The sequence below is a fragment of the Pseudomonas sp. NPDC087817 genome, from assembly GCF_044742875.1.
Lineage (GTDB): Bacteria > Pseudomonadota > Gammaproteobacteria > Pseudomonadales > Pseudomonadaceae > Aquipseudomonas.
The window spans coordinates 1-10,793 of the sequence record NZ_JBIUVJ010000072.1 but is presented as its reverse complement, the minus strand read 5'-3'; the positions used below and the strand labels follow the sequence as shown (position 1 = coordinate 10,793).

Here is a 10,793-nt window from a genome sequence, read left to right as displayed (position 1 = left end):
AAACAAACGGACACAACCGATAACTAAACGTACATCAACACTATTTCCCAAAACCACACAATAACGATCAGTTTGCCGACCTGAGTGGCGTTGCCCAGCGGCAGCTTGGTCACGGTGTCGTAGAAGAACACCTGCATGCCCAGGCCTTCAGCCAGAACCGACAGCTGCGTACCGATCGAGCCGTAGCCGACGATGCCCAGCTTCTTGCCACGGATCTCGAAGGAGTTGGCCGCAGACTTGATCCAGCCACCACGGTGGCAGGAAGCGTTTTTCTCAGGGATGCCGCGCAGCAGCAGAATCGCTTCGGCCAGCACCAGCTCCGCTACGGAACGGGTGTTGGAGTACGGCGCGTTGAACACGGCGATACCGCGCTCGCGGGCAGCACTCAGGTCAACCTGGTTGGTGCCGATGCAGAAACAGCCGACTGCCACCAGCTTCTTCGCGTGATCGAAGATTTCTTCGGTCAGTTGGGTGCGAGAACGAATGCCGATGAAGTGAGCGTCAGCGATCTTTTCCTTGAGCTGGGCTTCCGGCAAGGAACCTGTCAGGTATTCGATGCTGGTGTAGCCCGCCGCCTTGAGGACGTCGACAGCCGATTGGTGGACGCCTTCGAGAAGAAGGAACTTGATCTTGCTCTTATCGAGAGAAGTCTTGCTCATCTGCGTAAACCTGTATCCCGGAGAAAAATGGCAGGGAGGGGAGCAGCCTGGAGCTGACCCAAACGGCAGGAAAGCCGTTACCGCAGATCTGGCCTTGGGCACTGTCCTGCGGGGTCGGTATGCTAGCATAGCCGCCCCGCTAAACACTCATTCCTGCGACGTGAAGCGTTCTCAGGATGACCATGAATTGTTCGAGAGTTCTGTCGATGACCAATCCTGCCCTGATTGATGAACTGAAGACCCTGGTCGAGCCTGGCAAGGTCCTGACCGACGCCGACTCCCTGAACGCGTACGGCAAGGATTGGACCAAGCATTTCGCCCCGGCCCCAAGCGCCATCGTGTTCCCCAAGACCATCGAGCAGGTGCAGGCCGTTGTCCGTTGGGCCAACACGCACAAGGTCGCGCTGGTGCCATCGGGCGGGCGCACCGGGCTTTCCGCTGCTGCGGTGGCCGCGAATGGTGAAGTGGTGGTCTCGTTCGACTACATGAACCAGATTCTCGACGTGAACCTCACAGACCGCACCGCCGTGTGTCAGCCGGGTGTGGTCACCGAGCATTTGCAGAACGTCGCCGAAGAAAAAGGCCTGTATTACCCGGTCGACTTCGCTTCTGCAGGTTCCAGCCAGATTGGCGGCAATATCGGCACCAATGCCGGCGGAATCAAGGTGATTCGCTACGGTATGACCCGCAACTGGGTGGCCGGGATGAAAGTCGTCACCGGCAAGGGCGATGTGCTGGAGCTGAACAAAGACCTGATCAAGAACGCCACCGGTTATGACCTGCGGCAACTGTTCATCGGCGCTGAAGGCACCCTCGGTTTCGTCGTCGAAGCGACCATGCGTCTGGATCGTGCGCCGAAAAACCTCACCGCGATGGTCCTTGGCACTGCCGATTTCGACTCGATCATGCCGGTGCTGCACGCCTTTCAGGGCAAGCTCGACCTGACCGCGTTCGAATTCTTCTCCGACAAAGCCCTGGCCAAGGTCATGGGGCGCGGCGATGTGCCGGCGCCGTTCGAAACCGACTGCCCGTTCTATGCCTTGCTGGAATTTGAAGCGACCACCGAAGAAGTAGCCAACAGCGCACTGGAAACCTTCGAACACTGTGTCGAGCAGGGCTGGGTGCTGGACGGCGTGATGAGCCAGAGCGAAACCCAGTTGCAGAACCTGTGGAAGCTGCGCGAGTACATCTCCGAGACCATCTCGCACTGGACGCCGTACAAGAACGACATCTCGGTCACCGTTTCGAAAGTGCCGGCGTTCTTGCAGGAAATCGACGCAATCGTCGGCGAACACTACCCGGATTTCGAAATTGTCTGGTTCGGCCACATCGGCGACGGCAACCTGCACCTGAACATCCTCAAGCCGGAAAACCTGAGCAAGGACGAGTTCTTCGCCAAGTGCGCCACCGTCAACAAGTGGGTGTTCGAAACCGTCGAGAAGTACAACGGCTCGATCTCTGCCGAGCACGGCGTGGGCATGACCAAGCGCGATTACTTGACCTACAGCCGTTCCCCGGTCGAAATCGAGTACATGAAAGCGGTGAAAGCGGTGTTCGACCCGAACGGCATCATGAACCCGGGCAAGATCTTCGCGGTTTGATCTGTAATTCTTGATGAATCAATGAAGGCAGGAGTCGGTAAATGAGCTATCAGCACCAGTATGTCGACGGCACGCGCATCCACTTCCCGATCGGGAAAGTCGTGTGCATTGGCCGTAATTACGCCGAACACGCCAAGGAACTGGACAACCCGGTGCCTACCGAGCCGTTGCTGTTCATCAAGCCGGGCAGTTGCGTGGTCGAGCTGGAAGGCGGTTTCAGCATTCCGACCGAGCGCGGCTCGGTGCACTACGAAGCGGAAATCGCCGTGTTGATCGGCAAGCCGCTGTCGACCAAACCGAGCCGTGAAGAAGTGCTCGATGCGATCTCCGGTTTCGCCCCGGCGCTGGATCTGACTTTGCGCGACAAACAGGCTGAATTGAAAGCCAAGGGCTTGCCGTGGGAAATCGCCAAGTCGTTCGACGGCGCGGCGGTGCTTGCCCCGTTCGTGGTCGGCAGCACCTTCGCCGACCTGACCGACATCGGCATCCGCCTGACCATCAACGGCGAAGTCCGTCAGGACGGCAACAGCAGCGCGATGCTCAACCCGATCGTGCCGATGATCCAGCACATGGCCGGCTGCTTCTCGCTGCAGGCCGGCGACGTGATCCTCACTGGCACGCCGGTGGGTGTTGGTCCGCTGAATGTCGGCGATGACATCGTTCTGGAACTGGTCGGTGCGAGCAGCTTCACCAGCAGCGTGCGCTAACCGCCACACCGCAAATCTCCTGTGGGAGCTAGCCTTTGTGGTGAGGGGATTTATCCCCGATGGTCTGCGCAGTAGTCCCAGCTTTTGGGGCCGCTTCGCAGCCATCGGGAATAAATCCCCTCGCCACAAGAGTCGGTCTCACATCCAGATTTGTGATCCTTCCCGCAACGGTGCAGGGCAATCCCGCCATTTGCCGTTTTTTTCACATCTTGTACGGATAATTCCTCTCATTCTGGCGTCTTAGCCGGCTTCTTTATGCTATTACCCATAGCCTGAAATTTCGGAACGCGTCCATCGATGTCATCTCAACCTCAGCTCAAATCGCCACGCCGCTCACGATTCGCCCTGCGCTGGTATGCCTGGCTGCTGCTGGTGATTGCCGCGGCATACGGCCTGGCGTTCGCCATGCATTGGGATGACCGCGGTGTGTTGTGGGTGCTGGAGCGCTTCGAAAGCCAGGCCGAGCAGAAAGAAAGCATCTGGCTGCCGGACTATCGGGTGGTCATCGATGCCAAGCCGCTGACGGGCATGGACAAGGACGAGGCCTCCGACCTGTCCTATAACCCGCAGACCAAGACCCTGTTTTCGGTGATGGGCAAAAATCCGTTTCTCGCCGAGCTGAATCTGCAAGGCGATGTGCTGCGCAAGATGCCGCTGGTGGGTTGGAGCAATCCTGAAGGCCTGACCGTCATGGAAAACGGCTTGATGGCGATTGTCGATGAGCGCCAGCACCTGCTCTCGATCGTCAAAGTCGATGCCGACACCCGTGAACTGAACATCGCCAATTTCCCCAAATACGACCTCGGTCCGTCGAAAGACCAGAACAAGGCCTTCGAAGCGATCACCTGGGACCCGCGCAACCACCAGTTGCTGCTGGGTGAAGAACGCCCGCCGGCACTGTTCACCTGGAAAAGCGATGGCAGCCAGACTCTGAACGGCGACAAGCAGAAACTGGCCAGTGATGAGCTGGATATCCGCAATCTCTCTGCTCTGGCAATCGACCCGCGCACTGGCCACACACTGGTGCTGTCCGCCGATTCGCACCTGCTGCTGGAACTGGACGAGAAGGGCGAGCAGGTCAGCTTCATGACGCTGCTCGGCGGCTTCAACGGCCTGAAGAACACCATCCCCCGCGCCGAAGGCGTGACCATGGACGAGGCGGGCACGTTGTACATGGTCAGCGAACCCAACCTGTTCTATCGCTTCGAAAAAAAGCGATAACTGTCCTCGCGGCAATTTCAGACAAGTCTGATTGTCCTGACAGGCAAGTGGCCATTAAGCTTCAGTTCAGACGGGCGTGATATTTCATCCGCCTGTTTTGATCCCGAGCCCATCCACATGCGTCGACTTGCCCGCCCCAAACCTCTGATTGTCTTCCTGTCGGTGATTGCCCTGATCGCGTTGATTGCGATCGGTCAATATATGCGCCTGTTCGAGCGCGCCTGGTTTAACTTGCACACACTGTGGCAACCGCAGAGTAGCGAGTCGATTGGGCTGGATCAGTATCGCGTGGAGATTGAGGCGCGGGTGATTGACGGGCTGGACGACGATGTTTCGGCGCTGACCTTCGATCCGGTGCGCAAAAGCCTGTTCACCGTGACCAACAAGAATTCCGAGCTGGTCGAACTGTCGCTTGAAGGCAAGATCCTGCGGCGCATTGCCCTGATTGGTTTTGGCGATCCCGAAGCCGTCGAGTACATCAGCGCCGACACCTACGTGATCACTGATGAGCGTCAGCAGCGGCTGATCAAGATTCACTTGGAGGCAGGCACCACATTCCTCGACGCGGCCGACGCTGAGCAGATGACCCTCGGCGTGCATATGGCCAGCAACAAAGGTTTTGAAGGCCTGGCGTATGACTCGGTGGGCAAGCGCCTGTTTGTCGCGAAAGAGCGCAATCCGATGCTGATCTACGAAGTGCACGGCTTTCCGCATTTCAATCCGGAGAAGTCCTACGCGGTGCATGTGATCAACAACCCCAAGCGTGACGCCGGGATGTTCGTGCGCGACCTGTCGAGCCTGCAATACGACGAGCGCAGCGGCCATTTATTGGCGCTGTCGGACGAGTCGCGATTGATTCTGGAGCTGGATGTCGATGGACGTCCGTTGGGCACGATGTCCATCAGTGGCGGTCGCCAAGGTTTGAAGAAGACCGTACCGCAAGCCGAAGGCATTGCGATGGATGATGACGGGACGTTGTATCTGGTGAGTGAGCCGAACCTGTTTTACGTCTTCAAAAAACCGGTACAGCACTAACCAACACCCCAAAACACTGTGGGAGCTGGCCCTGTGGTGAGGGGATTTATCCCCGATGGGTCGCGAAGCGGCCCCAGAAAAGGGGTCTGCTGCGCAGTCCATCGGGGATAAATCCCCTCGCCACAAAGGCTCACTCCTACCGGGGAATTTCATCTGCCCATCAATTTCGGGCAGTCCGGCTTACTCAGCCTTGAGGGTTTTCACGCCTTCGCTGGTACCCAGCAACAGCAGATCCGCCGGACGCGCCGCGAACAGACCGTTGGTGACCACGCCGACAATTGCATTGATCTGCGCTTCCAGCTCGACCGGGTTGGTGATCTGCAGATTGAACACGTCGAGGATGATGTTGCCGTTGTCGGTCAGCACGCCTTCGCGGTAGACCGGGTCGCCGCCCAGTTTCACCAGTTGGCGCGCGACGTGGCTGCGGGCCATCGGGATCACTTCGACCGGCAGCGGGAATTCGCCCAGCACCGGCACCAGTTTGCTGGCGTCGGCGATGCAGATGAAGGTCTTGGCCACAGCCGCCACAATCTTCTCGCGGGTCAGGGCCGCGCCACCGCCCTTGATCAGATTCAGGTGAGCGTCGCTTTCGTCGGCGCCGTCGACGTAGAACTCCAGGTCACTGACGGTGTTCAGCTCATACACCGGAATCCCGTGGCCCTTCAGGCGCGCGGCGGTGGCTTCGGAGCTGGCGACTGCGCCGTCGAACGCACCCTTGTGTTGCGCCAGGGCGTCGATGAAGCAGTTGGCAGTGGAGCCGGTGCCGACCCCGACGATGCTCTTGTCGTCGAGTTTCGGAAGGATGAAGTCGACGGCGGCCTGAGCCACTGCCTGTTTGAGTTGATCCTGGGTCATGCGGGCTCCGGAAGCGGGCGAGGGGAGAACGGAAAGGCCGGCATTATATCCCCATGCCCGGCGAAAACCTCCTGTGGTGAGGGGATTTAACAAAACGTCGCACCGCCCCGACCGGCGACGCAGTCGTCGTGAAACCTGAGGGTGCGGTATCACTTGATGACTGCTGGGGGAGTGCTTCGCACTCCATCGGGGATAAATCCCCTCGCCACAATGGGTTCTCGCTGGCTAAAACCACCTGTTTAGTGTGGTCGCCCGGGCAAAAGCCGGGTTAGACTCCTTGGCCCTGCCCAACCCGCTCAGTGATGCTTTCCGATGCTCGAACAGTACGTCAAAAAGATCCTCACCTCGCGCGTTTATGACGTTGCCGTAGAAACCCCGCTGCAGAACGCTCGCCAGCTCTCCGAGCGGCTGGGCAATGACATCTGGCTCAAGCGCGAAGACTTGCAGCCGGTGTTCTCGTTCAAGATTCGCGGCGCCTACAACAAGTTGACCCAACTGACTGAAGAAGAGCGCGCCCGTGGCGTGGTCACCGCGTCGGCGGGCAACCATGCGCAGGGTCTGGCCTTGGCGGCGAAAGTGCTGGGCGTAAAAGCCACCATCGTCATGCCCAAGACCACCCCCGAGATCAAAGTCGAAGGCGTGCGTTCGCGCGGCGGCAAAGTGGTGCTGCACGGCGATTCATTCCCGGAAGCCCTGGCCTACTCGCTGAAACTGGTCGACGAAAAAGGCTACGTCTACATTCACCCGTACGACGATCCGCACACCATTGCCGGGCAGGGCACCGTGGCGATGGAGATTCTGCGTCAGCACCCACAGCCACTGGATGCGATTTTCGTCCCGGTCGGTGGCGGCGGGCTGATCGCCGGCATCGCTGCGTACGTGAAATACCTGCGGCCGGACATCAAGGTCATCGGCGTCGAACCGGATGACTCCAATTGCCTGCAAGCTGCGATGGCGGCGGGCGAGCGCGTGGTACTGCCGACCGTGGGCATCTTCGCCGACGGCGTCGCCGTGGCGCAGATCGGTCAGCACACCTTCGACATCTGCAAGGATTACGTCGATGAAGTGATCACCGTCAGCACTGACGAGATCTGCGCGGCAATCAAGGATATCTACGACGATACCCGCTCGATCACCGAACCTGCCGGCGCTTTGGGCGTGGCCGGGATCAAGAAATACGTCGAGCAGCGCGGTGTCAGCGGCCAGACCTTCGTGGCCATCGACTCCGGCGCCAATGTCAACTTCGACCGCTTGCGCCACGTAGCCGAGCGCGCCGAGCTGGGTGAAGGCCGCGAAGCGATCATCGCCGTGACCATCCCCGAGAAGGCCGGGAGCTTCAAGGCCTTCTGCGAGGCCATCGGCAAGCGCCAGATCACCGAATTCAACTACCGCTACAACACCGGCAGCGAAGCGCACATCTTCGTCGGCGTGCAGACCCACCCGGAAAACGATCCGCGCAGCGCACTGCTGGCGAGCCTGACCGAGCAGGGTTTCCCGGTCCTCGACCTGACCGATAACGAACTGGCCAAGTTGCACATCCGCCACATGGTCGGCGGACGCGCTGCGCAGGTGGTCGATGAAGTGGTGTTTCGCTTCGAGTTCCCGGAGCGTCCGGGCGCGCTGTTCAACTTCCTCAACAAGCTCGGTGGGCGCTGGAACATCTCGATGTTCCATTACCGCAACCACGGCGCGGCGGATGGCCGGGTGGTCGCTGGTCTGCAAGTGCCGCATGACGAGCGTCATCTGGTACCGGCGGCGCTGGAAGAAATCGGCTACCCGTATTGGGATGAGAGCGAGAACCCGGCCTATCAGTTGTTTCTTGGCTAAACGGCTACGCTGAAGGGCACGTCCCAAGGAAGACAAAGTATGGAAACCCTGACCACTCTGAAAATCCTGCATGTCGCCGCGACAGCCGTATTGCTGGTCTGTGGTGTCGGTCTTGGCTATCTGACCTGGCGCAAGCGCAGCGAAGGGGCGGCCAGCACGTTGCGTCGCCCGTGGATTTTCGTCTGGTGCCTGATGCTGCTGTGCATGTTCAGCATGCCCTTCAGCGGCTGGTGGCTGGTGCACCTGGTGGGCTGGCCGCTGGGCCAGACCTGGATTCTGTTTTCTGGCGTGATCTACACCGTGGCGACTCTCGGCACCTTGTGGTTGCTGGCGCGCCTCAACCGCGTGCGGGTCGGTCAGGCCGGTAACTGGAAATTCACCCTGATTCTGGCCATTGTCAGCGCCGTCGGGTTTCTCGCGATTGCCGGATTGATGGGCGCAAAACCGGTTTAAGCGACAGGGACTGTGATGAAAATTCTGCTGGTGGGCGGCACCGGGTTTGTCGGCCGCCACCTCCTGCGTGCGCTGTGCGCTGCGGGCCATTGCGTCATCGCCACCAGCCGCGAACCGCAAGTGTCGGTATGGCCAGGTGTCGAATGGCGTCAGCTCGACCTCGCTGTGCTGGCGGTCGATCCCACGCATTTTGCTTTGCCTGACGATATCGACTTGCTGATCAATGCCGCCGGCCTGTTGAGCGTGGATGAACAGGCGTTGAGCCTGATTCAGGATCGCGGTGCCCGGGCATTGTTCGATCTGGCCGCACGCAAAGGCGTGCGGGTTCTGCAGATTTCAGCGCTGGGTGCGGCGGCACAATCCGATGTGCCGTTTCTGGCGAGCAAAGGCCAGGCTGACGACTACCTGCTGAAGCTGGACACCGTCGCGGTGGTGCTGCGCCCTTCGCTAGTGCTCGGTGCTGGCGGGACAAGCAGTCTCTGGCTCGCGGGGCTTTCGCCATGGCTATTGATTCCCCTGTTGGATCTCAAGGCTCGATCACAACCCGTCCATATCGATGACGTGGTGGGTGCGGTGCTGGCCCTGTTGCGGCAATGGCCCGCGCAGTCGCTGGTGTTGCCGTGTGTCGGGCCTGAGCCGATGACGCTGGCTCAGGTCATCGATTGTTTGCGCCGGGCGCAAGGTTGGATGCCGGGACGTTATGTGCAGGTTCCGCAACTATTGCTGCGCACCGGCAGTTGGCTGGGAGAGCGTTTCGGCTGGCGTGCATTGAATCGGCAAAGCGTGAAGCTGGCGCAGCGCGACAATCTCGCTGATCCCGACGTGCTGACGTCGATTTGCGGCTATCGAGCCGCTCCGCTACACACTCGCCTGCAAGATTGGCCGATCGTTGCCCAAAGTACCCAACGCGCATTGCGCCCGTTGATGCTGGTGGCAATGGCGCTGATCTGGCTGGGCACTGCCGCGGTGTGTCTGGGCCCCGGCTACCAATGGAGCCTGCGGATCATGGGCGAAACCGGCGTGCACGGCGCCTGGGCGCAGTTTGCGGTGATCGGTGGTGCCATCTTCGATGGTGTATTGGGTGTCGCCATGTTGTTCAACCGTTGGCGCCGGCAAGCGTTTCGCCTGCAATTGGGGTTGATGCTCGCCTACACCGTCTACATAACCCTGGTGTTGCCCCACTACTGGTTTGATCCTTACGCGGCCGTCGGCAAAAATCTGGTGCTGATGGTGGCTACTTTATGGCTTCTCTGGACTGAACCTCGCCGATGAGCGCTTATCTGCTGCTGAAAACCCTGCATATTCTGTCGTCGACGATTCTCTTCGGGCTGGGTGCCGGCTCGGCTTATTACGCGCTCAGGGCGTGGCGTTCCGGCAAGGTCGAAGTGATTGCCGTGACCTTCAAGCATCTGGTGTTTGCCGATTGGGCTTTCACCACCACGACAGCAGTGTTTCAGCCGTTGAGTGGCCTGGGCTTGATGCACATGGCCGGTTGGCCGCTGCAGCAGACCTGGCTGATGTGGAGCATTGGCCTGTATGTCTTGGCCGGAATTTGCTGGTTGCCGGTGGTCTGGTTGCAGATTCGCGTGCACAGGATGGCCGATCAGGCGCTGCTGCAAGGGACGCCGATGCCTGTAAAGGCCTCGACCTACATGCGCTGGTGGTTTGCCTTGGGGTGGCCGGCATTTCTGGCGTTTATGGCGATTTTCTACCTGATGGTGGCAAAACCCGCGTGAAGCGGCGCCCACAGCGATGTGCAAAACGCTGTGGGCAAGCGGATATCAGTCGCGCAGGCTGATTACCGGCCAGCCACGTTTCTCGGCTTCGGCGCGCAGATTCGGGTCCGGGTCGACAGCCACCGGGTTCGTCACTTGCTCCAGCAGCGGCAAATCATTCATCGAATCGCTATAGAAATAGCTGTCGTCGAGCGAATAGCCGGTCTCCTCCAGCCAGCGATTCAGGCGCGTCACCTTGCCCTCACGGAAGCACGGGATGTCAGTGCTGCGCCCGCTGTAGCGGCCATCAACCATTTCGCACTCGGTGGCGATCAGGGTTTCGACGCCCAAACGAACGGCAATCGGCGCGGTGACGAAGCGGTTGGTCGCGGTGATGATCACCAGTTTGTCGCCGGCATCGCGGTGCTTTTTCAGCAGTTCCAGTGCCTTGGGCAGCACGATTGGCTCGATGCAGTCACGCATGTAATCGTTATGCCACTGCTCGAGCACGGCCATTTCGGTTCGGCCGAGGATCTCCAGGCAGAAGTTCAGGTAGGCTGCGTTATCCAGTTTGCCGGCCAGGTAATCCTGATAGAACTCGTCGTTGCGCGCCTTGTAGGCGATCGGGTCGAGGAAGCCGCGTTCGCACAGATAGTCGCCCCAGGCGTGATCGCTGTCGCCGCCGAGAAGGGTGTTGTGCAAATCGAATAGAGCCAGGCG

At 59.7% G+C, this 10,793-nt stretch carries 10 protein-coding genes and 1 pseudogene; 8 read left to right on the top strand and 3 right to left on the bottom strand.

What is annotated here, in order from left to right; genetic code table 11:
* Nucleotides 1-67: 67 nt before the first annotated feature.
* Nucleotides 68-659, bottom strand: a pseudogene (locus tag ACIONG_RS26550) (NAD(P)-dependent oxidoreductase); the annotation flags it as partial.
* A 206-nt stretch (nt 660-865) separates the two neighbouring features.
* Between ACIONG_RS26550 and ACIONG_RS26545 the strand changes: the two are divergent.
* The 4 genes from ACIONG_RS26545 to ACIONG_RS26530 all read left to right on the top strand — a co-directional run bounded on the left by ACIONG_RS26545 (nt 866) and on the right by ACIONG_RS26530 (nt 5,223).
* Nucleotides 866-2,260: an FAD-binding oxidoreductase gene (locus tag ACIONG_RS26545; RefSeq protein ID WP_315445100.1), complete on the top strand. Its 1,395-nt coding sequence runs from the start codon at nt 866-868 to the stop codon at nt 2,258-2,260.
* Between the two features lie 41 nt (nt 2,261-2,301).
* Nucleotides 2,302-2,967 (top strand): fumarylacetoacetate hydrolase family protein, encoded by a 666-nt coding sequence (locus ACIONG_RS26540; RefSeq protein ID WP_315445101.1) that lies wholly within the window; start codon nt 2,302-2,304, stop codon nt 2,965-2,967.
* Nucleotides 2,968-3,264: 297 nt separating this feature from the next.
* Entirely contained in the window at nt 3,265-4,188 is a 924-nt protein-coding gene (locus ACIONG_RS26535) for an SdiA-regulated domain-containing protein (protein WP_213026880.1), read from the top strand.
* A 117-nt stretch (nt 4,189-4,305) separates the two neighbouring features.
* Nucleotides 4,306-5,223, top strand: coding sequence for an SdiA-regulated domain-containing protein (locus tag ACIONG_RS26530; protein ID WP_401303658.1), 918 nt, complete (start codon nt 4,306-4,308; stop codon nt 5,221-5,223).
* 180 nt (nt 5,224-5,403) lie between these two features.
* Here ACIONG_RS26530 and rpiA read toward each other — a convergent pair whose 3' ends face one another.
* Nucleotides 5,404-6,078, bottom strand: a complete 675-nt coding sequence (gene rpiA, locus ACIONG_RS26525) for a ribose-5-phosphate isomerase RpiA (protein ID WP_007913886.1) — start codon at nt 6,076-6,078, stop codon at nt 5,404-5,406.
* A 312-nt stretch (nt 6,079-6,390) separates the two neighbouring features.
* Between rpiA and ilvA the strand changes: the two genes are divergently transcribed.
* Genes ilvA through ACIONG_RS26505 form a run of 4 tightly spaced genes read left to right on the top strand, consistent with a single transcriptional unit; the run spans nt 6,391 to nt 10,094 of the window.
* Entirely contained in the window at nt 6,391-7,905 is a 1,515-nt protein-coding gene (gene ilvA / locus ACIONG_RS26520; RefSeq protein ID WP_103304359.1) for a threonine ammonia-lyase, biosynthetic, read from the top strand.
* Nucleotides 7,906-7,944: 39 nt separating this feature from the next.
* Nucleotides 7,945-8,358, top strand: coding sequence for a DUF2269 family protein (locus ACIONG_RS26515; protein ID WP_103304358.1), 414 nt, complete (start codon nt 7,945-7,947; stop codon nt 8,356-8,358).
* Nucleotides 8,359-8,373: 15 nt separating this feature from the next.
* Nucleotides 8,374-9,630, top strand: coding sequence for an SDR family oxidoreductase (locus tag ACIONG_RS26510; RefSeq protein ID WP_401303656.1), 1,257 nt, complete (start codon nt 8,374-8,376; stop codon nt 9,628-9,630).
* Nucleotides 9,627-10,094: a DUF2269 domain-containing protein gene (locus ACIONG_RS26505; protein WP_213026877.1), complete on the top strand. Its 468-nt coding sequence runs from the start codon at nt 9,627-9,629 to the stop codon at nt 10,092-10,094. Before ACIONG_RS26510 ends, ACIONG_RS26505 begins: the two co-directional genes overlap by 4 nt.
* A gap of 45 nt (nt 10,095-10,139) precedes the next feature.
* On the opposite strand, the gene ACIONG_RS26500 is transcribed toward ACIONG_RS26505, so the two are convergent.
* Nucleotides 10,140-10,793 (bottom strand): HAD family hydrolase (locus tag ACIONG_RS26500; protein WP_401303654.1); only part of this gene is annotated, 654 nt, incomplete at its 5' end.

Excerpts from the sequence above, each read along its gene's own strand:
- ACIONG_RS26545 (WP_315445100.1), top strand. The coding sequence starts at position 866 with ATGACCAATCCTGCCCTGATTGATGAACTGAAGACCCTGGTCGAGCCT.
- ACIONG_RS26510 (WP_401303656.1), top strand. The coding sequence starts at position 8,374 with ATGAAAATTCTGCTGGTGGGCGGCACCGGGTTTGTCGGCCGCCACCTC.
- ACIONG_RS26505 (WP_213026877.1), top strand. The coding sequence starts at position 9,627 with ATGAGCGCTTATCTGCTGCTGAAAACCCTGCATATTCTGTCGTCGACG.
- ACIONG_RS26540 (WP_315445101.1), top strand. The coding sequence starts at position 2,302 with ATGAGCTATCAGCACCAGTATGTCGACGGCACGCGCATCCACTTCCCG.
- ACIONG_RS26530 (WP_401303658.1), top strand. The coding sequence starts at position 4,306 with ATGCGTCGACTTGCCCGCCCCAAACCTCTGATTGTCTTCCTGTCGGTG.
- ilvA (WP_103304359.1), top strand. The coding sequence starts at position 6,391 with ATGCTCGAACAGTACGTCAAAAAGATCCTCACCTCGCGCGTTTATGAC.
- ACIONG_RS26535 (WP_213026880.1), top strand. The coding sequence starts at position 3,265 with ATGTCATCTCAACCTCAGCTCAAATCGCCACGCCGCTCACGATTCGCC.
- rpiA (WP_007913886.1), bottom strand. The coding sequence starts at position 6,078 with ATGACCCAGGATCAACTCAAACAGGCAGTGGCTCAGGCCGCCGTCGAC.
- ACIONG_RS26515 (WP_103304358.1), top strand. The coding sequence starts at position 7,945 with ATGGAAACCCTGACCACTCTGAAAATCCTGCATGTCGCCGCGACAGCC.